Source organism: Pseudomonas sp. PVC-5-1 (assembly GCF_057444345.1).
On sequence record NZ_CM172024.1, the window covers coordinates 4,962,110 to 4,984,812 of the forward strand.

20 protein-coding genes and 2 tRNA genes are annotated in these 22,703 nt (G+C 60.6%); 3 read left to right on the forward strand and 19 right to left on the reverse strand.

The genetic code is table 11. The features are described 5' to 3' along the window. Positions 1–19: 19 nt before the first annotated feature. The 10 genes from nusA to rlmE form a co-directional block, all read right to left on the reverse strand. Positions 20–1,501 carry a transcription termination factor NusA gene (gene nusA / locus AC2T3R_RS22695; protein WP_003258062.1) on the reverse strand — a complete coding sequence of 494 codons (1,482 nt, stop codon included), beginning with the start codon at positions 1,499–1,501 and terminating at the stop codon, positions 20–22. 59 nt (positions 1,502–1,560) lie between these two features. Further along, the gene (gene rimP / locus AC2T3R_RS22700) at positions 1,561–2,019 is read right to left on the reverse strand and encodes a ribosome maturation factor RimP (RefSeq protein ID WP_003249960.1); all 459 of its coding nucleotides are present in this window, start codon (positions 2,017–2,019) and stop codon (positions 1,561–1,563) included. Between the two features lie 130 nt (positions 2,020–2,149). Continuing rightward, positions 2,150–2,226, reverse strand: a tRNA-Met gene (locus AC2T3R_RS22705). 100 nt (positions 2,227–2,326) lie between these two features. Next, positions 2,327–2,412, reverse strand: a tRNA-Leu gene (locus AC2T3R_RS22710). Between the two features lie 21 nt (positions 2,413–2,433). Then, a complete protein-coding gene (gene secG, locus AC2T3R_RS22715) occupies positions 2,434–2,832 on the reverse strand; it encodes a preprotein translocase subunit SecG (protein WP_015271857.1) in 399 nt (132 codons plus the stop codon). 4 nt (positions 2,833–2,836) lie between these two features. After that, positions 2,837–3,592 (reverse strand): triose-phosphate isomerase, encoded by a 756-nt coding sequence (gene tpiA / locus AC2T3R_RS22720; protein ID WP_015271858.1) that lies wholly within the window; start codon positions 3,590–3,592, stop codon positions 2,837–2,839. 65 nt (positions 3,593–3,657) lie between these two features. Then, entirely contained in the window at positions 3,658–4,998 is a 1,341-nt protein-coding gene (glmM, locus tag AC2T3R_RS22725) for a phosphoglucosamine mutase (protein WP_486744297.1), read from the reverse strand. Positions 4,999–5,014: 16 nt separating this feature from the next. Then, on the reverse strand, positions 5,015–5,866 hold the full coding sequence (gene folP, locus AC2T3R_RS22730) for a dihydropteroate synthase (RefSeq protein WP_024087765.1): 852 nt from the start codon (positions 5,864–5,866) through the stop codon (positions 5,015–5,017). A gap of 8 nt (positions 5,867–5,874) precedes the next feature. Beyond that, positions 5,875–7,779, reverse strand: a complete 1,905-nt coding sequence (gene ftsH / locus AC2T3R_RS22735) for an ATP-dependent zinc metalloprotease FtsH (RefSeq protein WP_015271861.1) — start codon at positions 7,777–7,779, stop codon at positions 5,875–5,877. Between the two features lie 203 nt (positions 7,780–7,982). After that, entirely contained in the window at positions 7,983–8,609 is a 627-nt protein-coding gene (gene rlmE, locus AC2T3R_RS22740; protein WP_015271862.1) for a 23S rRNA (uridine(2552)-2'-O)-methyltransferase RlmE, read from the reverse strand. Between the two features lie 102 nt (positions 8,610–8,711). On the opposite strand from rlmE, the gene yhbY reads away from it, so the two are divergent. Next, positions 8,712–9,020 carry a ribosome assembly RNA-binding protein YhbY gene (gene yhbY / locus AC2T3R_RS22745; RefSeq protein ID WP_003249945.1) on the forward strand — a complete coding sequence of 103 codons (309 nt, stop codon included), beginning with the start codon at positions 8,712–8,714 and terminating at the stop codon, positions 9,018–9,020. Between the two features lie 141 nt (positions 9,021–9,161). On the opposite strand, the gene AC2T3R_RS22750 is transcribed toward yhbY, so the two are convergent. The 8 genes from AC2T3R_RS22750 to grpE form a co-directional block, all read right to left on the reverse strand. Beyond that, entirely contained in the window at positions 9,162–9,602 is a 441-nt protein-coding gene (locus tag AC2T3R_RS22750) for a hypothetical protein (RefSeq protein ID WP_049798463.1), read from the reverse strand. After that, entirely contained in the window at positions 9,580–10,062 is a 483-nt protein-coding gene (gene greA / locus AC2T3R_RS22755) for a transcription elongation factor GreA (protein ID WP_013974292.1), read from the reverse strand. The genes AC2T3R_RS22750 and greA overlap by 23 nt, the downstream gene beginning before the upstream one ends. After that, positions 10,059–13,280 (reverse strand): carbamoyl-phosphate synthase large subunit, encoded by a 3,222-nt coding sequence (gene carB, locus AC2T3R_RS22760; RefSeq protein WP_015271865.1) that lies wholly within the window; start codon positions 13,278–13,280, stop codon positions 10,059–10,061. Before carB ends, greA begins: the two co-directional genes overlap by 4 nt. A gap of 105 nt (positions 13,281–13,385) precedes the next feature. Continuing rightward, positions 13,386–14,522: a glutamine-hydrolyzing carbamoyl-phosphate synthase small subunit gene (gene carA, locus AC2T3R_RS22765; protein ID WP_486744299.1), complete on the reverse strand. Its 1,137-nt coding sequence runs from the start codon at positions 14,520–14,522 to the stop codon at positions 13,386–13,388. Between the two features lie 326 nt (positions 14,523–14,848). Beyond that, the gene (gene dapB / locus AC2T3R_RS22770) at positions 14,849–15,655 is read right to left on the reverse strand and encodes a 4-hydroxy-tetrahydrodipicolinate reductase (protein WP_486744301.1); all 807 of its coding nucleotides are present in this window, start codon (positions 15,653–15,655) and stop codon (positions 14,849–14,851) included. Between the two features lie 13 nt (positions 15,656–15,668). Continuing rightward, positions 15,669–16,793 (reverse strand): molecular chaperone DnaJ, encoded by a 1,125-nt coding sequence (gene dnaJ / locus AC2T3R_RS22775; protein ID WP_013974296.1) that lies wholly within the window; start codon positions 16,791–16,793, stop codon positions 15,669–15,671. Between the two features lie 197 nt (positions 16,794–16,990). After that, positions 16,991–18,916: a molecular chaperone DnaK gene (gene dnaK, locus AC2T3R_RS22780; protein WP_015271867.1), complete on the reverse strand. Its 1,926-nt coding sequence runs from the start codon at positions 18,914–18,916 to the stop codon at positions 16,991–16,993. Between the two features lie 101 nt (positions 18,917–19,017). Next, positions 19,018–19,575: a nucleotide exchange factor GrpE gene (gene grpE / locus AC2T3R_RS22785; protein WP_003258073.1), complete on the reverse strand. Its 558-nt coding sequence runs from the start codon at positions 19,573–19,575 to the stop codon at positions 19,018–19,020. Between the two features lie 191 nt (positions 19,576–19,766). On the opposite strand from grpE, the gene recN reads away from it, so the two are divergent. After that, a complete protein-coding gene (recN, locus tag AC2T3R_RS22790; protein ID WP_061551376.1) occupies positions 19,767–21,440 on the forward strand; it encodes a DNA repair protein RecN in 1,674 nt (557 codons plus the stop codon). Positions 21,441–21,630: 190 nt separating this feature from the next. On the opposite strand, the gene fur is transcribed toward recN, so the two are convergent. Then, the gene (gene fur, locus AC2T3R_RS22795) at positions 21,631–22,035 is read right to left on the reverse strand and encodes a ferric iron uptake transcriptional regulator (protein ID WP_015271870.1); all 405 of its coding nucleotides are present in this window, start codon (positions 22,033–22,035) and stop codon (positions 21,631–21,633) included. Between the two features lie 97 nt (positions 22,036–22,132). On the opposite strand from fur, the gene AC2T3R_RS22800 reads away from it, so the two are divergent. After that, the gene (locus tag AC2T3R_RS22800) at positions 22,133–22,666 is read left to right on the forward strand and encodes an outer membrane protein assembly factor BamE (protein WP_015271871.1); all 534 of its coding nucleotides are present in this window, start codon (positions 22,133–22,135) and stop codon (positions 22,664–22,666) included. The last annotated feature ends 37 nt before the right edge of the window (positions 22,667–22,703 follow it).

The following is a 22,703-nucleotide window of genomic DNA, read 5'->3' on the forward strand; positions in this document are numbered from 1 at the left end:
CTCCTCAGGCCGCGCCTAATTACTCGAACCAGTGGGCTCGGGCGGCCATGATCAACTTGCCGGCACGCTCTTCGTCGATGCCGTCGATGTCGAGCAGATCGTCGATCGACTGCTCGGCCAGGTCTTCGCGGTTAACCACGCCGCGCACCGCCAGTTCCGCCGCCAGGTCCTTGTCCATACCCTCGAGGGAGAGCAGGTCGTCAGCCGGATGGGCGTCTGCCAGTTTTTCTTCGGTAGCGATGGCCTTGGTCAACAAACGGTCCTTGGCTCGAGCGCGGAGCTCGTTGACGATATCTTCGTCAAAGCCATCGATGTTGAGCATTTCTTCCAACGGTACGTAGGCAATTTCTTCGAGGCTGGTGAAGCCTTCGTCGACCAGCACTTGGGCCAGCTCCTCGTCGACTTCCAGTTCATCGATGAAATTGCGCAGGATGTCACCGGTTTCGGCCTGCTGCTTGGCCTGGATGTCCTTCTCGGTCATCACGTTCAGGGTCCAGCCGGTCAGCTGACTGGCCAGGCGAACGTTCTGACCGCCACGACCAATGGCCTGGGCCAGGTTGTCCTCGGCAACGGCGATGTCCATGGCATGGGCATCTTCATCAACGATGATCGCCGCGACTTCAGCCGGCGACATGGCGTTGATGACGAACTGCGCCGGGTTATCGTCCCACAGGACGATATCCACACGCTCACCACCCAACTCCCCGGATACGGCCTGGACGCGCGAACCACGCATGCCGATACAGGCGCCTTGCGGGTCGATGCGCTTGTCCTTGGAGCGGACGGCGATCTTGGCTCGCGAACCCGGATCACGGGATGCAGCCATGACTTCGATGAGGCCCTCGGCAATTTCCGGCACTTCGATGCGGAAAAGCTCGATCAGCATCTGTGGCGCGGTGCGCGACAGGATCAGCTGTGGGCCACGGTTCTCGGTGCGAATTTCCTTGAGCAGCGCACGCAGGCGCACGCCAACACGGAAGGTCTCGCGCGGAATGATGTCTTCGCGGGCCAGCAGGGCCTCGGCGTTGTTGCCCAGGTCAACGATGACGTTGTCGCGGGTAACCTTTTTGACGGTACCGGAGATGATCTCGCCAACGCGCTCGCGGTAGGCATCGACCACCTGGGCACGCTCGGCCTCACGGACCTTCTGCACGATGACCTGCTTGGCGGTCTGGGCGGCAATACGACCGAATTCGATGGACTCGATCTTCTCTTCGATCACGTCACCAACCTTGGCTTCAGGGTGGGTTTCGTGAATCTTGCTCAACCAGGTCTCGATCGCCGGATCATCAAGATCGGCTTCGTCGACCACGGTCCAGCGACGGAAGGTCTCGTAGCTACCGGTGTGGCGGTTGATTTCCACACGCAGGTCGACTTCGTCTTCAAAACGTTTTTTGGTTGCAGTGGCCAGTGCCACTTCCAGCGCTTCGAAAATGACGCCGGGCGGTACACCTTTTTCGTTGGATACCGATTCAACAACCAGCAGTACTTCTTTGCTCATCGTACGCCTCGCCTTGCGCAAGCCATTGGGCCCGGATAGTCCGCCGGGCCCGGCACGTCTCAGTCAAAACTGGGAATAATATTGGCCTTGTCGATCGAGTCGATCGGCAACAGGAATTCTTGATTGTCCACCTGGACCACCACATCCTGCTCCTCCACACCGCGGAGAAGGCCCTGGAAGTTACGACGACCCTCGAAGGGTGAGCGCAGCTTGATCTTCACTTGTTCGCCGGCATGCGAGGCAAACTGTTCCAGAGTGAACAGTGGGCGATCCATGCCTGGAGAAGACACCTCGAGGGTGTATTCACTGCTGATCGGATCTTCCACATCGAGAATTGCGCTGGCCTGACGGCTGACCGCTTCGCAGTCGTCCACCAGGATGCCGCCTTCCTTGTCGATGTAGATGCGCAGTACCGAATGCTTACCCTGGGAAACGTATTCGATCCCCCAGCATTGATAGCCCAGACCCTCGACAACCGGGGCCAACAAGGCCTGCAACTGTTCTAGCTTGCTCGACACCTGAACCCCCTCGTGCATGCTGTGCAAATAAAAAATGGGCGAAGCGCCCATCCCTGAAAGCGCCGTTGGACAACGACGCCGAAAACTGTTCGGTTAGCAAAAAGCCCCTGAAAAGGGGCTCCGCTGAAGCTGGTTGCGGGGGCTGGATTTGAACCAACGACCTTCGGGTTATGAGCCCGACGAGCTACCAAGCTGCTCCACCCCGCGACAAAGCTGGGGCAAAAGTATAAGACTGAACCCTCTTGAGGGTCAAATCCGAACCTTCACCTGCAAGAAAGCCCGCTAAAGCGGGCTCTCAAGCTTTAATTGGTACCGAGAAGGGGACTCGAACCCCTACACCCTATGGGCACAACCACCTCAAGGTTGCGTGTCTACCAATTCCACCACCTCGGCAATACTACTACTTGAAACCCGTTACTTCTGCTCTTGTGCCGGAGGAGGTACATCACCCGTGTTAGGAGTGGTTTCGCTCTTCTGCTGCTGGAGCACCGGTACATCATCATTAACTGCCGGTTTCTGCGGCTCTTTCACTTCTAGCACTGCTGGATCTGGAAGACCTGCTTGGCTAAGCTGGTGAGCTTGTTGCTTCGCGAAGTATCCTAACCCAAGTGCTGTCAAAAAGAAAGTGGCAGCGAGTATAGCAGTTAATTTACTCAGAAACGTTGCAGAACCCTGGCTCCCGAACACGGTATTTGAAGCACCCGCGCCGAAAGATGCACCTGCTTCCGCACCTTTACCCTGTTGCAACAGAACCAGCACTACAAGCGACAGCGCTGCCAACAGATGAAAAACAACGATGACTGTTTCCAGCATTTGTTCAGTTTCCTGCGGCGCGACAAATTGCACCGAATTCGTCTGCGTTCAGGGAAGCTCCACCAATGAGCCCCCCATCGATATCCGGCATGCCGAACAGTTCGGCCGCATTGGCCGCCTTCACGCTGCCGCCGTAGAGCAACTGCACCTTCGCAGCCACTTCAGCATCTTTTGCCGCCAACTGGCTACGGATGGCTGCGTGCACATCCTGGGCCTGCTGTGGCGTGGCCGTAAGGCCGGTACCAATGGCCCATACAGGCTCATAGGCAATTACTGCATTGGCAAAAGCCTTAACACCGAATGCCTCGATGATACTGCTTAGTTGACGCCCGACAACTTCGAGCGTTTTGCCAGCCTCGCGCTCTTCAAGGGTTTCCCCGATGCAAAGCACTGGCTTCAAACCTTTGGCCTGGGCCGCTGCAAACTTGCGATTGAGCACTTCGTCGGTTTCACCAATGACCTGGCGACGCTCCGAATGACCAATCAACACCAACTTGCAGCCTGCTTCAACCAGCTGTTCCGGAGCAACTTCTCCGGTCAGCGCACCCTGTTCGGGTTGTACTGCAGAATTCTGTGCGCCGACAGTAATTTCCTTACCTGCCAGGCCATCGATCACTTGATTGATGAACAAGGCCGGTGGAAATACAACGACTTCCACTCCGCTCGGCAAGGCCAGATTTCTCAAGCCTTCGGTCAGCTCAGCGACGCTAGCGCGGGTACCGTGCATCTTCCAGTTACCAGCTACCATAGGGCGACGCATGCTTTACCTCGTCGGTCAAAGTGGGCGCAGATAGTACCCAACCCTATCTGCGCTGGCAAGCGCCTTCAGACACAAACTTCGCCGACCAGTTTGGCCAACGCTTCTGCGTGCGCACGCACCTGGCTTTCGTCCTCGCCCTCGACCATCACCCGCACCAACGGCTCGGTACCGGATTTTCGCAGCAGCACGCGGCCGCGGCCTGCCAAGGCCTCGGTCACCTTGGCACTGGCTTCCTTGACCGCCGGGTGCTCCAGCGGGTCGACCTTGCTGGCGCCATATCGCACGTTGATAAGCACCTGCGGGCACTTGCGCAGGGCCTGACGAGCCTGCGCCAGAGTTTCGCCACGACGCTTGAGTGCCATCAATACCTGCAGCGCTGCGATGATCGCATCACCGGTGGTGGTGTGGTTGCAGCACACGACGTGCCCGGAGTTTTCGCCACCGACCAGCCACTCACGCTCCAGCAGCTCTGCCATGACGTAACGGTCACCGACCTTGGCCCGCACGAACGGAACATCCAGTTCCTTCAGCGCAAGCTCCAGGCCCAGGTTGCTCATCAGCGTGCCCACCACCCCGCCCTGCAGCTTGCCACGCTCGTGCAGGTCGCGAGCAATGATGAACAGCAGTTCGTCACCATCAACGATGGCGCCGGTGTGGTCGACCATCAGCACGCGGTCGCCATCACCGTCAAAGGCAATGCCCAGGTCGGCATGGCCTACCAGCACGGCAGCCTGAAGCGATTCGATGTGAGTCGAGCCACAGCCTTCGTTGATGTTCAGGCCGTCTGGCTGGGCATGCAGCACGGTCACTTCGGCACCCAGCTCGCGGAAAACGCTTGGCGCGACCTTGTAGGTGGCACCGTGGGCGCAATCGACAACCAGCTTGAGGCCGTCGAAACTGGTGCTGGTCGGCACACTGCTCTTGCAGAACTCGATGTAGCGGCCGGCTGCATCGTTGATGCGCGAAACCTTGCCCAGCTTGCCCGACTCGACAACGGTCATCGGCTGATCGAGCAATTCCTCGATCATCAACTCGACTTCGTCCGGTAGCTTGGTCCCTTGGCCCGAGAAGAACTTGATGCCATTGTCATCGTGCGGGTTGTGCGAGGCGCTGATGACGATGCCGGCTTCGGCGTGGAAGGTACGCGTCAGGTAGGCGATGGCCGGCGTAGGCATCGGCCCGAGCAGCATCACATCGGCACCTGCCGCGGACAGGCCGGCTTCGAGTGCGGACTCGAACATGTAGCCGGAGATACGCGTGTCCTTGCCAACCAGCACTCGGCAGTGGCCTTGCTTGCGGAAGGCCATGCCGGCCGCCCAGCCAAGCTTCAGCATGAAGTCAGGCGTGATCGGGTATTCGCCGACGCGGCCACGAATGCCGTCGGTACCAAAGTATTTTCTGCTCATAGGGACTCCAATGTTCTTATTCGGCGTTTTGCACCGCAGCGATCATGCGCACCACATCAACGGTTTCGGCCACGTCATGGACACGAAGGATGCTCGCCCCCTTGGTCATGGCCAACGCCGCCAGCGCAAGGCTGCCATACAACCGCTCGCCAACCGGACGTTCCAGCGTCAGGCCGATCATGCTCTTGCGTGAAACACCCACCAGCAGCGGGCGCCCAAGGCGATAGAGCGCTTCCATGTGCTTGAACAGGCTCAGATTGTGCGCCAGTGTCTTGGCGAAACCGAAGCCCGGATCAAGGATGATTCTGTTTGCGTCGATGCCCGCCGCGGCGCAGGCGACCATTCGCTGTTCAAGGTAGCGCGTAACGTCGGCGGTCACATCTTCGTAATGCGGGTCGTCCTGCATGTTACCCGGCTCGCCACGCATGTGCATGAGGCACACCGGCAGGCCGGTATCCGCGGCTGCGTCCAGGGCGCCATCGCGCTCCAGGGCACGCACGTCGTTGATCAACCCTGCACCGAGGCGCGCCGATTCACGCATGACGGCTGGCGTGGAGGTATCGACCGAGATGACCACGTCGAGTCGGCTGTTGATCGCCTCGACCATGGGGGCCACCCGCTCCAGCTCCTCGGTCACCGATACCGCGCGCGCACCCGGCCGCGTGGACTCTCCGCCGATGTCGATCAGCGTGGCGCCTGCGGCAACCATCGCTTCGGCATGACGCAACGCCTCATCACGCTGGTTGAAGCGCCCGCCATCGGAGAAGGAATCAGGGGTGATATTGAGAATACCCATGACATGGGTACGCGACAAATCAAGAACCCGATTGCCGCAAGGCAACCGGGTCGGGTACTGCACTGAGCTCATAGATGCCCTTAGTGTTGAGCCGCTGGACCGCCGATCGGCGATTCCGGGCGATCACCCTGGGCAGCTGGTTTGCCCGAAGCCGAGTCATCATCCCAGTCGCGCGGTTCGCGGGGGGTACGGCCAGCCATGATATCGTCAATCTGCTCGGCGTCGATGGTCTCGTACTTCATCAGCGCTTCGGCCATGGCATCGAGCTTGTCACGGTTGTCGGTGAGCAGCTGCTTGGCCGTGGCGTAGCACTGGTCGATGATGCTGCGCACTTCCGAGTCGATCAGCTTGGCGGTTTCGCCGGAAACGCTGGCGTGCTGGCTCGCAGCACTGCGCCCCAGGAACACCTCACCTTCTTCCTCGGCGTACATCAGCGGCCCGAGTTTTTCGGAAAGGCCCCACTTGGTCACCATGTTGCGGGCGATCTGGCTGGCACGCATGATGTCGTTGGACGCGCCGGTAGTGACGCCATCGAAGCCCAAGGTCATTTCCTCGGCAATACGGCCCCCGTACAGCGAGCAGATCTGGCTGATCAGTGCGCGCTTGGACAGGCTGTAGCGGTCTTCTTCCGGCAGGAACATGGTCACGCCCAGGGCACGGCCACGCGGAATGATCGAAACCTTGTAGACCGGATCGTGCTCAGGCACCAGGCGACCGACAATGGCGTGGCCAGCCTCGTGGTAGGCAGTGTTCTGCTTTTCTTTCTCGGACATGACCATGGTCTTGCGCTCGGCGCCCATCATGATCTTGTCCTTGGCCAGTTCGAACTCTTTCATTTCGACCAAGCGCTTGTTGGCGCGCGCGGCAAACAGCGAGGCCTCGTTGACCAGGTTGGCCAGGTCCGCACCGGAGAAGCCAGGGGTACCACGGGCAATGACCGCCGGGTTGACGTTCTCGCCGACCGGCACCTTGCGCATGTGTACCTTGAGGATCTGTTCGCGACCACGAATGTCCGGCAGGCCCACCACCACCTGACGGTCGAAGCGGCCGGGGCGCAGCAGCGCCGGGTCGAGCACGTCCGGACGGTTGGTAGCGGCGATGACGATGATGCCATCGTTCATCTCGAAGCCGTCCATCTCCACCAGCAACTGGTTGAGGGTTTGCTCACGCTCGTCGTGACCACCCCCCATGCCAGCGCCACGGTGGCGACCAACGGCGTCGATCTCGTCGATGAAGATGATGCATGGGGCGTGTTTCTTGGCCTGTTCGAACATGTCGCGCACACGGCTGGCACCGACACCGACGAACATTTCCACGAAGTCCGAACCGGAAATGGTGAAGAAAGGCACCTTCGCCTCGCCGGCGATGGCCTTGGCTAGCAAGGTCTTACCGGTACCGGGCGGGCCGACCATCAGCACGCCACGCGGGATACGGCCGCCCAGGCGCTGGAACTTGCCCGGGTCGCGCAGGAACTCGACCAACTCGCCGACTTCTTCCTTGGCTTCGTCGCAACCTGCAACGTCGGCCAGGGTGGTCTTGACCTGGTCTTCAGACAACAGGCGCGCCTTGCTCTTGCCGAAACTCATCGGCCCGCCCTTGCCCCCCGCTCCGCCCTGCATCTGACGCATGAAGAACATGAACACGGCGATGATCACCAGGATCGGGAAGCTCGCTACCAGCAGCTGTGTCCAGATGCTCTGCTGCTCAGGCTGCTTGCCTTCGATGATGACGTGATTGTCGACCAGGTCGCCAATCAGGCCGTTGTCGGTAATGGCCGGACGCACGGTCTTGAAATTGTCGCCATCGGCGCGCTTGCCGGTGATGATGTAGCCGTCGACGGTCACACGCTCGACCTTGCCATCCTTGACCTGCTGGATGAAGTCGGAATAGTTGAGGGTCTGCGGCTCGTTAGGGCTGGAGAAGTTGTTCATCACTGTCACCAGGACAGCTGCGATGATCAACCACAGGATCAGATTCTTTGCCATGTCGTTCAATTCGCTACCCTCTGAGGTCGGCGCACGACGCAGCCGTTCCTCGCATGATATTCATCGCCCTAACTTACTACATTACCTACGCAGCCGCAGGCACCGTCTGTAACCCTTTGTGAAAGCTAGACTACACGAAGTTCGGACGATCCTGACGCGGCGGCCGATTGGAAATAACTATCGGCCACCACGCTTCACGCCTTTCATGCCCCTTTGAAACCCCTGCCCAGCAGGTACTGCTCGCGGGAACGGTCACGCGACGACGACGGCTTGCGCATCTGTACCTTGTCGAACTTGCTGCGCACGTCCTTGAGGTACACGTCAAAACCTTCGCCCTGGAAAATCTTGATCAGGAAATCGCCGCCGGGCTTTAGCACGCGGGTTGCCAGATCGAGGGCCAGCTCGCAGAGGAACATGGCACGCGGCATGTCCACCGCAGGCGTACCACTCATATTGGGGGCCATGTCGGAAATCACAAGGTCTACGTGCGAATCGCCGACGGCCTCGAGAATGCGCTGCAGCACTTCATCCTGGGTGAAATCGCCCTGGATGAAGGTCACATCGGGGATCGAGTCCATCTCCAGGATGTCGGACGCGATCAGGCGGCCCTGGCCACCAATCAGACGACTGGTCACCTGCGACCAGCCACCAGGAGCAGCGCCGAGATCGATCACGCTCATACCTGGGCGGATCAGCCGGTCCTTTTCCTGGATCTCCAGCAGTTTGTAGCTCGCACGCGAGCGGTAGCCGTCCTTTTGTGCCTGTTTCACAAAAGGATCGTTGAAATGCTCTCGCAGCCAGTTTGCGCTGCTTTTGGAACGTTGTACCACGGGGCACCTCGATGATATGCGTCGTGATTGACTGGGCGGAGCCGGTGGCCCTCGGGTAAAATGCCGGTCAATTTTACAGAATCAGACGGAAAGGGTCAGATTATGCCGCTCAATAACGAGCAGAAGAAGCAATACAAGTCCATTGGTCATGACCTGAAGCCGGTCCTGATCGTCGCTGGCAACGGTTTGAATGAAGGCGTCATCGCCGAACTGGAGCGCGCCTTGGTCGACCATGAGCTGATCAAGGTCGAAATTCGCTCGGAAGACCGCGAAGAGCGCGCCGAGACCATTGCCGAACTGTGCAAGGCCGGCCGTGCCGAACTGGTGCAGACCATTGGCAAGAAAGCCCTGATCTACCGCAAGAACCCACAGCCGAACAAGCAGCTGTCCAATATCCACCGTTACAAGTAACGGCAAAGGGGCTGCTGCGCAGCCCATCGCCGGCAAGCCAGCTCCCACAGGTACGGCGCATGGCCTGAATTCGATGCGGTCGGTGTGGGAGCCGGCTTGCCGGCGATGGGCTGCGAAGCGGCCCCAGCGATCTCGAGCCGCTTAGCGGCGCACCTTGACCGGAACCGGCTGGGCCACCAGCACGATGCCGGAAAAGCCCAGCACCAGGAAACAGAGCAGCTGCCAGCGCTCGCCAACGGAAATACCGTAGCGCAAGGTGTAATACCCCACGCAGGCACCGAAGCCGAGCAACAGCATCTGGCCACGGAACTGCTGCCACCAGGCCGACAGGCCGTCCACCCTTGCCAGCACCGCCAGCTGGGTCAACAAGCCAAGCAGCGCCACACCGATCAACCAGCGGTCGATCTGCCCGGCGATATCCTGCACCAGCAGCGGCGCCAGGCCACTGACCTTGAGCGCGGGCACCAACCCCACGTGAAACACCCACAAGCCACCGACCCAGAAAACCTGGGCCAGCTGCCATAGGATCCCCTCGAGGGATGGCGCCCGCAGGCGCCGGTCAGATGTGCTTGACTTCGACAATCTCGTACTCGACCGTGCCGCTAGGCGTCTTGACGACGACAGTATCACCTTCTTCCTTGCCGATGATGGCACGGGCAATAGGCGCTCCGCTCGAGAGCTTGCCCTGTTTAACGTCGGCTTCATCCTCGCCGACGATCTGGTAGGACACCTCTTCATCGGTTTCGGTGTTGGCCAGTACCACGGTGGTACCGAAAATCACCTTGCCGGTGTGAGGGATGGTAGTCACGTCGATCACCACCGAGTTCTGCAGGCGGCCTTCGATATCGCGGATACGCGCCTCGACCATGCCCTGCTCTTCACGGGCGGCATGGTATTCGGCGTTTTCCTTGAGGTCGCCCAGTTCACGTGCTTCGCCGATGGCCTGGCTCAGGCGCGGGCGCTCGGTCTTGCTCAGGAACAGGTGCTCCTCTTCCAGGGCGCGAGCGCCCTGGACGGTCATCGGGTACTTGGTAATGCTCATGCTTTCAGTCCTGCATGCAGATCCTGCAGGCGACGAACGGTCTTTTCCGGACCGAATTTCAGCGCCTCGCAGATGGCTTCACCGGCCGCAATGGTAGTGGTGCAGTAAATCTTGTGCTGCAGCGCATTGCGACGAATCGAGTAGGAATCGGCGATCGACTGGCGGCCTTCGGTGGTGTTGATGATCAGCGACACTTCGTCGTTCTTGATCATGTCGACCACGTGCGGGCGACCTTCGGTCACCTTGTTCACACGGCGCACTTTCAGGCCAGCCGCTTCGATAACCTTGGCAGTGCCGGCAGTTGCAACCACTTCGAAGCCCAGGGCGATCAGGTCGCGGGCAACGCCAGCCACTTGCGGCTTGTCGTCGTCACGCACGCTGATGAATGCGGTACCGCCGGTCGGCAGTACTTCGCTGGCACCCATCTGGGCTTTGGCGAAGGCTTCACCGAAGCTGTCACCGACACCCATGACTTCACCGGTCGATTTCATCTCAGGGCCGAGGATCGGGTCAACCCCCGGGAACTTGGCGAACGGGAAGACGGCTTCCTTGACGCTGTAGAAGTTCGGGATGATTTCCTGGGTGAAGCCCAGCTCTTTCAGGGTTTTGCCGGCCATGACGCGGGCCGCGATCATCGCCAGGGAGGTGCCGATGCACTTGGAGACGAACGGCACGGTACGCGAGGCGCGCGGGTTGACTTCAATCACATAGATCTTGTCGCCCTGCAGGGCCAGTTGCACGTTCATCAGGCCGACCACGCCCAGCTCCAGGGCCATCTTCTTGACCTGTACGCGGACTTCGTCCTGCACTTCCTTGCTCAGCGAGTACGGTGGCAGGGAGCATGCCGAGTCGCCGGAGTGAACGCCGGCCTGCTCGATGTGCTGCATGATGGCGCCGATCACCACATCGGTGCCGTCGCACACCGCATCCACGTCCATCTCGATGGCGCAGTTGAGGAAGTGGTCGAGCAGTACCGGGCTGTCGTTGGACACCTGCACAGCTTCGCGCAGGTAGCGCTTGAGCTCGTCCAGCTCGTAGACGATTTCCATGGCACGGCCGCCCAGTACGTAGGACGGGCGCACTACCAGCGGATAGCCGATGCCGCCAGCAGCGCTGATGGCTTCTTCTTCGCTGCGCACGGTGGCGTTTGGCGGCTGCAGCAGGTTCAGGCGCTGAACCATCTGCTGGAAGCGCTCGCGGTCTTCAGCGCGGTCGATGGCATCCGGGCTGGTACCGATGATCGGTACGCCGGCTTCTTCCAGGGCGCGGGCCAGTTTCAGCGGGGTCTGGCCACCGTAGTGGACGATCACGCCTTTCGGCTTCTCGACACGGCACACTTCCAGCACGTCTTCCAGGGTCAGCGGCTCGAAGTACAGGCGGTCGGATGTGTCGTAGTCGGTGGAGACGGTTTCCGGGTTGCAGTTGACCATGATGGTCTCGTAACCGTCTTCACGCAGCGCCAGTGCGGCGTGTACGCAGCAGTAGTCGAACTCGATACCCTGGCCGATACGGTTAGGGCCGCCACCCAGGATCATGATCTTGTCGCGGGTCGACGGGTTGGCCTCGCACTCTTCCTCATAGGTGGAGTACAGGTAGGCGGTGTCGGTAGCGAATTCGGCAGCGCAGGTGTCGACGCGCTTGTACACCGGGAACACTTCCAGCTTGTGGCGGTGACGGCGCAGGTTCTTGTCGGTGATACCCAACAGCTTGGCCAGGCGCTGGTCAGAGAAGCCCTTGCGCTTGAGGCGCAGCATGTAGTCCTTGTCGATCGACGACAGGGCCAGGGTCTTGACCTTCTCTTCTTCCTTGATCAGGTCTTCCATCTGCACCAGGAACCACATGTCGATGCCGGTCAGGTCGAAGATCTGCTCGCAGGTCATGCCGGCACGCATGGCGTCAGCCACGTACCAGATACGCTCGGCGCCCGGTACGGTCAGCTCGCGCTTGAGGATGCTGCTGGCTTCGGGGTTGGCCAGGTCGACTTTCGGGTCGAGGCCGCAGGCGCCGACTTCCAGGCCGCGCAGAGCTTTCTGCAGAGACTCCTGGAAGGTACGGCCGATGGCCATGACTTCACCCACGGACTTCATCTGGGTGGTCAGGCGGGCGTCGGCTTTCGGGAATTTCTCGAAGGCGAAGCGCGGCAGCTTGGTGACGACGTAGTCGATCGACGGCTCGAAGGACGCCGGGGTGCGGCCGCCGGTGATGTCGTTCTGCAGTTCGTCGAGGGTGTAGCCGACAGCCAGCTTGGCAGCGATCTTGGCGATCGGGAAGCCAGTGGCCTTGGAGGCCAGCGCCGAGGAACGCGAAACGCGCGGGTTCATCTCGATCACGACCATGCGGCCAGTGTTCGGGCAGATACCGAACTGCACGTTGGAACCGCCGGTTTCAACACCGATTTCACGCAGCACCGCCAGGGAGGCGTTGCGCATGATCTGGTATTCCTTGTCAGTCAGGGTCTGTGCCGGGGCGACAGTGATCGAGTCACCGGTGTGCACGCCCATCGGGTCGAAGTTCTCGATCGAGCAGACGATGATGCAGTTGTCCTTCTTGTCGCGGACCACCTCCATCTCGTATTCCTTCCAGCCGATCAGCGATTCGTCGATCAGCAGTTCCTTGGTCGGCGACAGGTCCAGGCCACGGGCGCAGATTTCTTCGAATTCTTCACGGTTGTAGGCGATACCACCACCGGTGCCGCCCATGGTGAACGACGGACGGATGATGCACGGGAAGCCCAGGCGCTCGAGGACGGCGTTGGCTTCTTCCATGCTGTGGGCGATACCGGAGCGCGGGCACTCCAGGCCGATGTCCTTCATGGCCTTGTCGAAGCGCGAGCGGTCTTCGGCCTTGTCGATGGTGTCGGCATTGGCACCGATCATTTCCACGCCGAACTTTTCCAGAACGCCGTGGCGCTCCAGGTCCAGGGCGCAGTTCAGTGCAGTCTGGCCACCCATGGTCGGCAGCAGTGCGTCCGGGCGCTCTTTCTCGATGATCTTGGCCACCGACTGCCACTTGATCGGCTCGATGTAGGTGGCGTCGGCCATGGCCGGGTCGGTCATGATGGTGGCTGGGTTGGAGTTCACCAGGATGACGCGGAAACCTTCCTCGCGCAGGGCTTTACAGGCCTGGGCGCCGGAGTAGTCGAATTCGCAGGCCTGGCCGATCACGATCGGGCCAGCGCCGAGAATCAGGATGCTTTTGATATCTGTACGTTTTGGCATGGTTGTCACTCAAATCCGGGGTCAGTCGGCAAGCCGCTTTGAACAATCTGGGTCAGGCGCTTCCGGGCGCGGCGCAAGCCGGCCCGGGGCCTTGAAGCAGGATGCTCAGCGGCGCTTGGCCATGGCATCGATGAAACGATCGAACAGTGGCGCGACGTCGGTCGGGCCTGGGCTCGCTTCAGGGTGGCCCTGGAAGCTGAACGCGCTCTTGTCGGTACGCTCGATACCCTGCAGGGTGCCGTCGAACAGCGACTTGTGGATGGCGCGGACGTTGCCCGGCAGGGTGGCCTCGTCAACGGCAAAGCCGTGGTTCTGGCTGGTGATCATGACTACACCGGTGTCCAGATCCTGGACCGGGTGGTTGGCACCGTGGTGGCCATGGCCCATTTTCACGGTCTTGGCGCCAGAAGCCAGGGCCAGCAGCTGATGGCCCAGGCAGATACCGAATACCGGGATCTCGGTCTCGAGGATTTCCTTGATCGCCTGGATGGCGTAGTCGCAAGGCTCGGGGTCACCAGGGCCGTTGGACAGGAACACGCCGTCCGGGTTGAGTGCCAGCACTTCGCTGGCCGGAGTCTGGGCCGGCACCACGGTCACGCGGCAGCCACGGGCAACCAGCATGCGCAGGATGTTCAGCTTGACGCCGTAGTCGAAGGCGACCACGTGGTAAGGCAGGTCAGCGGCTTCGATGGTCGGATGGCTGTCGGTCTTCAGTTCCCACACGCTGGAGCGCCACTCGTAGCGTTCCTTGGTGGAAACGACCTTGGCCAGGTCCATGCCCTTCAGGCCCGGGAAGGCGCGGGCAGCGGCGATGGCGGCTTCTTCGCTGATGTTGTCACCGGCGAGGATGCAACCGTTCTGAGCGCCCTTTTCACGCAGGATTCGGGTCAGGCGACGGGTGTCGATACCGGCGATGGCGACGACGCTGTTGGCCTTGAGGTACTCAGGCAGCGACTGGGTGTTACGCCAGTTGCTGGCCAGCAGCGGCAGGTCACGAATGACCAGGCCAGCGGACCAGACGCGGTTCGACTCGGCGTCTTCCGGGGTAGTACCGGTATTGCCGATGTGCGGGTAGGTCAGGGTAACGATTTGCTGCGCATAGGAAGGGTCTGTAAGGATTTCCTGGTAGCCGGTCATAGCGGTGTTGAATACCACCTCACCAACGGTCTGACCGTCGGCACCGATAGCTTCACCGCGGAAAATACTGCCGTCGGCAAGGGCGAGTATGGCTGGCTTTGTCAAGAAGACCTCCCGTAAATCAAGCATGAAAGGGCGATCGCAGGTTGCAAAAAAGCGGAGTGACGTATGGACACGTCACCCCGCTTTCATGTGCTGAATTCAATTCGCTGCGCGCTTTTAGTGGACACACTAAAGCTGTAGCTTACAGAAAAGTGCGTTTTCGGTCTACCGCGGATGTGTCTCTAAAACACATCAATGCGACAGGCTGACATCTGTGCTGGCTTCTTCGCGGGCTTGCCCGCCTCCACAGAACTTCACAAACCTCAAGGCTTGCGCCATCCCTGTGGGAGCGGGCAAGCCCGCGAAACAGCCAACACCACTCCAACTGCTTAACGCAGCTCGAGCACATCCTGCATGTCATACAGGCCAGGCTCACGCTCGTCCAGCCACAGCGCCGCACGTACGGCACCCTTGGCGAAGGTCATGCGGCTGGAAGCCTTGTGGGTGATCTCCACGCGCTCGCCTTCGGCGGCGAACAGCACGGTATGGTCACCCACCACATCTCCAGCACGCACGGTGGCGAAGCCGATGGTCTGACGCTCACGTGCACCGGTCTGCCCTTCACGGCCATACACGGCCACTTCCTGCAGGTTGCGACCCAGCGCCTGGGCAACCACTTCACCCATGCGCAGCGCGGTGCCCGACGGCGCATCGACCTTGTGCCGATGGTGCGCTTCGAGGATTTCGATATCCACATCGTCACCCAGCACGCGCGCTGCGGTATCCAGCAGCTTAAGGCACAGGTTGACGCCGACGCTGAAGTTGGCGGCAAAAACGATCGGGATTTCCTTGCCGGCTTCGGCCAACTGCTGCTTCTCTTCCGGCGTGAAGCCAGTAGTGCCAATTACCATGGCCTTGCCCGCCTTGCGGCAGAACGCCAGGTTCTTCAGGGTCACCGAAGGGTGAGTGAAATCGATCAGCACGTCGAACTCGTCGACCACCTTGGACAGGTCGTCGGAAATCGGCACACCAATACGGCCCAGGGCCGCCAACTCACCGGCATCAGCCCCAACCAGCGAGCTGTCCGGGCGGTCTATCGCCGCCGTCAGGCCCGCCCGGGGGGCCTGTTGCTGCACGGCCTCGACGAGGGTCTTGCCCATCCGCCCTGCCGCGCCCATCACTGCAATACGTCGCATAGCCATTTCCTTGTCAGAGATCGCCGAAGAAGCGCTTCACGCCATCGAACCAGCCACTGGCCTTGGGCGAGTGAGAGCTATCGCCTTCCAGCGAATCACGCAGCTCTTCGAGCAACTCGCGCTGACGACGGCTGAGATTGACCGGGGTTTCCACCGCCACACGACACAGCAGGTCGCCCGCACCACCACCGCGCACCGGAGCAACACCCTTGCCGCGCAGGCGGAACTGCTTGCCGGTCTGGGTACCCTCCGGGATCTTCAGCTTCACCCGACCATCGAGGGTCGGCACCTCCAGTTCGCCACCCAAGGCAGCATCGGTGTAGCTGATTGGCACTTCGCAGTACAGGTGCTTGCCATCACGCTGGAAGATCTCGTGCTCACGCACGTTGATCACTACATACAGGTCGCCGGTCGGGCCACCATGGGTACCAGCCTCGCCCTCGCCCGACAGGCGGATGCGGTCGCCAGTATCGACACCTGCCGGCACCTTGACCGACAGCGTCTTGTATTCCTCGACACGGCCTTCGCCGTGGCACGAGGTGCATGGGTCGGTAATGATCTTGCCCTGGCCATGGCAGCGCGGGCAGGTCTGCTGTACCGAGAAGAAGCCTTGCTGCATGCGCACCTGGCCGATACCGCCACAAGTCGGACAGGTAGACGGGGTCGAGCCCTTCTTGGCACCGGAGCCGTCGCACGGCTGGCAGTTGACCAGCGTGGGCACACGGATGCTGACCGTGGTGCCACGTACCGCTTCTTCCAGGTTCAGTTCCAGGGTGTAGCGCAGGTCACTGCCGCGCTGGGCACCACCACGCGAGCCGCCGCGGCCACCCCCGAAGAAGTCGCTGAACACATCGCCGAAGATGTCGGAGAAGTTGGCACCACCGAAACCTGCGCCACCACCACCCATGCTCGGGTCAACACCCGCATGACCGTACTGGTCGAACGCAGCACGCTTGCTGGCGTCAGACAGCACTTCGTAGGCCTCGTTGGCCTCCTTGAACTTGTCTTCCGACTCTTTGTCGCCTGGGTTGCGGTCCGGATGGTACTTCATCGCCAGGCGACGGTAAGCCTTCTTGAGGTCTGATTCGCTGGCGCCGCGCTCGACACCCAATACCTCATAATAGTCACGCTTGGACATAGGTCATTTACACCTTGTTGGGCGTCTGGCATCTACGCCGCGCCATCAGCACCCGCCCTTTGCCCATCAGGGCCACCGACAGATGCTGTAAAAATTCTCGAATTCCAGATACGCCAACGCGGGAGCAAGCCCCCGCGCGGCGACATCCTACCAGCTCACCACCAAACGGCGGTGAACTGGCCGACAACATGCAGGGATTACTGCTTGTTGTTGTCTTTCACTTCTTCGAACTCAGCGTCAACCACGTCATCGTGCTTGGCTTCCGGCTCGGCCTGCTGTGCGCCGCCCTGAGGCTGTTCGGCCGACTGCTCGGCGTACATCTTCTGGGCAACCGGCGCCGAAACCTTGGACAGCTCCTCGACCTTGGCGTCGATGGCAGCCTTGTCGTCGCCTTTGACAGCGGCTTCCAGGGCAACAACGGCAGCCTCGATGGCGGCTTTCTCTTCAGCGGTAACCTTGTCACCAGCGTCAGCGACCATCTTGCGGGTCGAGTGAACCAGCGCATCACCCTGGTTACGGGCAGCGGCCAGCTCTTCGAACTTGCGGTCTTCCTCGGCGTTGGCCTCGGCGTCACGCACCATGCGCTCGATCTCTTCGTCCGACAGGCCGGAGTTGGCCTTGATCACGATCGACTGCGACTTGCCGGTAGCCTTGTCCTTGGCGCTGACGTGCAGGATGCCGTTGGCGTCGATGTCGAAGGTTACTTCGATCTGCGGAACGCCACGTGGAGCCGGCGGAATGTCAGCCAGGTCGAACTTGCCCAGCGACTTGTTCTGTGCAGCCTGCTTGCGCTCACCCTGCAGCACGTGGATGGTCACGGCACCCTGGTTGTCGTCGGCAGTCGAGAACACCTGCGACTTCTTGGTCGGGATGGTGGTGTTCTTCTCGATCAGCGAAGTCATCACGCCACCCATGGTTTCGATACCAAGGGTCAGCGGGCTGACGTCCAGCAGCAGTACGTCTTTGACGTCACCAGCCAGCACCGCGCCCTGGATAGCAGCACCCATGGCCACGGCTTCGTCCGGGTTGACGTCCTTGCGCGCTTCTTTACCGAAGAAGTCGGCAACGGCTTTCTGCACCAGCGGCATACGGGTCTGGCCACCGACCAGGATCACGTCGTCGATCTTGCTTGCATCGATACCGGCGTCCTTCAGGGCGATACGGCAAGGCTCGATGGTACGGGCAACCAGGTCTTCGACCAGCGATTCCAGCTTGGCGCGGGAAATCTTCACGTTCAGGTGCTTCGGACCGGTAGCGTCTGCAGTGATGTACGGCAGGTTTACGTCGGTCGACTGAGCGGAGGACAGTTCGATCTTGGCCTTTTCAGCGGCTTCTTTCAGACGCTGCAGTGCCAGCGGATCGTTCTTCAGGTCCATGCCGGACTCTTTCTTGAACTCGTCGACGAGGTAGTCGATCAGGCGCATGTCGAAGTCTTCGCCACCCAGGAAGGTGTCGCCGTTGGTAGCCAGTACTTCGAACTGGTGCTCACCGTCGACTTCGGCAATCTCGATGACCGAAACGTCGAAGGTACCACCACCCAAGTCATAAACGATGACGGTGTGGTCGCCCTTGGCCTTGTCCATGCCGTAAGCCAGCGCAGCGGCAGTTGGCTCGTTGATGATGCGTTTTACATCCAGGCCAGCGATGCGACCGGCATCCTTGGTGGCCTGACGCTGGCTGTCATTGAAGTAGGCCGGAACGGTGATGACCGCTTCGGTAACTGGCTCGCCGAGGTAGTCTTCGGCGGTTTTCTTCATTTTCTTCAGGACTTCGGCGCTGATCTGCGGCGGAGCCATGTCTTTGCCACTGGCCTGCACCCAGGCGTCGCCATTGCTGGCCTTGACGATCTTGTAAGGCACCAGCTTGATGTCTTTCTGTACAACATCTTCTTCGAAGCGGCGGCCGATCAGGCGCTTCACTGCGAACAGAGTGTTGTGCGGGTTGGTGACCGCCTGACGCTTGGCCGACTGACCAACCAGGATTTCGCCGTCATTGGCGTAGGCCACGATCGAAGGGGTGGTACGCGCACCTTCGGCGTTTTCGATGACCTTGACGTTACCGTTTTCCAGAACAGAGACGCACGAGTTGGTGGTCCCCAGGTCGATACCGATGATTTTACCCATGTTAACTCTCCCGAAACTTGAATTTGGTAGCAGCGACTACTTTGGCCAACTGCGGTAATACTTGAAGGCTTGACACCTAGATGGGGATGCCCGGATGGATTTCAAGCCTTTTCATTGATCGAGGGTTGCGCCGCGCTTGGCGCCTTGCTGACCACCACCATGGCGGGGCGCAGCAGACGACCGTTGAGCAGATAGCCCTTCTGGAACACGTTCAGCACGCTGTTCGGCTCCACTTCGGCGTTTTCCTGCATGGCCATGGCCTGGTGGTGCTCTGGGTTGAACGGCTGGCCGTGCGGGTCGACTGCTTCGAGGTTGTAGCGCTTGAGAGTGTCCTGGAACATCTTCAGGGTCAGCTCGACACCCTCGCGGATCTGCTTGACGTGCTCATCGTCGGCACTGGAGTGCGCCAGGGCCAGTTCCAGGCTGTCGATCACCGGCAGCAGGTCGCCCGAGAACTTCTCGAGGGCAAACTTGTGGGCTTTCTCGACATCCTGCTCGGCACGACGACGAGCGTTCTGCACGTCGGCAACGGCGCGCAGCGCCTGGTCCTTGGCGGCGGCCAGCTGCTCCTCGAGTTCCAGGACGCGGGCATCGGCAGCATTACCTGCACCGGTCTCTTCGACGTTAAGGTCTTTCTCGTTCAGCTGTTCGTCAGCCATGGGGTCTCTCCTGCGCAATTTTGTGGACTGCGAGCCAGGCTCGCCTTTGATGTCGGCTATATGGGGCCGGAAAAACCAGCTTCAAGGGGCAAGGTCGTTTTCCCGGCGGCAACAGAATCTGCCAAGGGGCATTGGCAGGCCCGAAAAAAGTACTGTATAAATAACCAGACCTGACTTTCGGGAGCCGCCCCATGCTGGTGCACCTGTCCATTCACAACTACGCCATCGTCGAGCACCTCGACCTCGAGATCGCCCGAGGCATGTCCGTCATCACCGGTGAGACCGGTGCAGGCAAATCGATCATGCTCGATGCCCTCGGTCTGGCCCTGGGCGACCGGGCCGACAGTGGCGTGGTGCGCCCCGGCACGGACAAGGCAGACATCCTCGCCACCTTCGACCTGGTGGACATCCCCGAGGCGCATGCCTGGCTGGCCGAGCGTGACCTGGACAACGACGGCCTGTGCATCCTGCGCCGGGTGATCACCGCCGAAGGCCGCAGCCGCGGCTACATCAATGGCACCCCCTGCCCGCTCGGCGACCTCAAGGCACTGGGCGAGCTGCTGATCGATATCCACAGCCAGCACGAGCACCAGTCACTACTCAAGACCGACACCCATCGCCGCCTGCTCGACGAGTACGCCGGCGCCGTCGACCTGGCCCGTCAGGTACAGCTGGCGGCCAAGCGCTGGAACCAGACCCGCCTGGAGCTGGAGCGCCTGTCCAACTCCGGCGATGAGCAGCGCGCCCGCCATCAGCTACTGAGCTACCAGTTGGAGGAACTGGACAACCTCGGCCTGGGTGAATACGAACTGGAGCAGTTGGAGCAGGAACACAAGAACCTGACCAGCGCCGAAGCCTTGTTCGGCATCTGCCGCCAGGTCATCGACCAGTGCAGCGAAAGCGATTCGGGCAACGTGCTCAGCGCCCTCACCTCCAGCCTCAACCGCCTGGGTGCCGCCCCCAACTCGCCAAAGGCACTGGGCGAAGCGGCCAACCTGATCGCCAGCGCGCAGATTCAGGTCGAGGAAGCCGTGGGCGAGCTCAATCGTTTCCTCGACAACTTCGACGCCGACCCCATGCGCCTGCAGGCACTGGAAGAACGCCTCGACACTATCTATACGCTGGCACGCAAACACCGAGTGCACCCAACCGAACTGCCCCACCTGCAGCAGCAACTGATGGAAGAGCTGGAGGGCCTGAACGCCAGTGATGAGTCGATCGAGCGATTGGGTGAAGAACTGGCCGCTTTCGCCCAGCATTATAAAGAGAAGGCACTCGAGCTCAGCGCGCTGCGCCAGCAGGCCGCCCAACAGTTGGCGGTGGCCGTCGAGCAGGAGATCCAGCGCCTGGGCATGCCTGGCGGGCGCTTCTGTATCGCACTTACACCCAATGAAGGAGCAGACCTTTCGCCCCATGGCCTGGAGCAGATCGAGCTACTGGTCAGCGCCAACCCTGGCCAACCGCTCAAGGGCCTGGCCAAGGTGGCTTCAGGTGGCGAACTGTCCCGCATCAGCCTGGCGATCCAGGTAATTACCGCGCAGACTTCACGCATTCCAACCCTGGTGTTCGACGAAGTCGACGTCGGTATCGGCGGGCCTACTGCCGAAATCGTCGGCCAACTGCTGCGCCGCCTGGGCGAACGCGGCCAGGTGCTGACCGTTACCCACCTGCCGCAGGTGGCGGCACAAGGGCATCACCACCTGTTCGTGCACAAGGTGCGCAACAGCGACACCACCCACACCGCCGTGGCCAACCTGGGCAAACGTGAGCGAGTGGAGGAAGTGGCGCGGATGCTGGGCGGCATAGACCTGACCAAGGAATCCCTGGCGCATGCGCGCAAGATGGTGGTGAGCGGCAAGGCTTGACCCCTTCTTTTTCAGGCCCATTCGCGGGCACGCCCGCTCCCACAGGATGATCACAGGACCTGAAATCTGTGGTGTACCTGTGGGAGCGGGCGTGCCCGCGAAGAGGCCAGCACCGACAACACACTTCCAGCCCCAGAAAGCACAAAGGCGACCCGAAGGTCGCCTTTGTCATTCATAACGATAAAAATCGTTACTTCTTTTTACGTACGTACAGGACCAGATTGTGATCCACCAGCTCGTAGCCATGCTCGGCCACGATTTCGCGCTGGCGTTTCTCGATCTCGGCATCCATGAACTCGATGACTTCACTGGTCTCCACATTGACCATATGGTCGTGATGACCGCCATCGGCCAGTTCGAACACCGCATGACCGCCGTCGAAGTTGTGGCGAACCACCAGACCCGCCGCTTCGAACTGGGTCAGTACGCGGTAGACGGTGGCCAGGCCCACGTCCTCGCCAGCCTCCATCAGCGCCTTGTAGACATCCTCGGCGCTCATGTGACGCTGCTCGGTAGAGTCGAGCATCTGAAGGATCTTGACTCGAGGCAGGGTCACCTTGAGACCGGCTTTGCGCAATTCGCTATTTTCAACCATGGTCAGCTTTCTCGCCGATGCTGCTTCGCAGCTTCTCTTAATACGGGTATGATCGGGGTTTACGTTGTCCAGCCAAGATAGTGGAAGTCGCCCACCGATGCAAAACACCAAGCTCTTGCTAACCAGCCTCACCCTAGTGGGACTGCTCGCACTCGCCGGTTGCTCGTTTCCCGGGGTTTACAAAATCGACATCCAGCAGGGCAATGTCGTTACGCAAGACATGATAGACCAATTGCGCCCCGGAATGACCCGCCGGCAAGTAAGGTTTATCATGGGTAACCCGCTAATCCAGGACACCTTCAACACCAACCGTTGGGATTACCTGTACAGCCTGCAGCCAGGCGGCGGCAAACGCCAGCAAGAACGCATGAGCGTGTTCTTCAACGAAAGCGACCAGTTGGTGAGCCTGTCCGGCGACTTCATGCCAGGCGTCAGCCGCGACCAGGAAATCCTCGGCGGCAGCAGCGACACCACGGTCAGCCCGGCCAACCAGCCAGAGCAGCCAACCGCGCAGCCTGAAGAAAAACCGGCCAAGCCAGGTTCGGTGGAAGAATCCATCCAGCGCGAAATCGACACCATCGAGACCACCCCGGTCCCGACTCCAGCGCCGCTGGAAACCTCGCCTCAATAAGCGGCGAGCAGATACAAAAAGCCCGGACCTGGTCCGG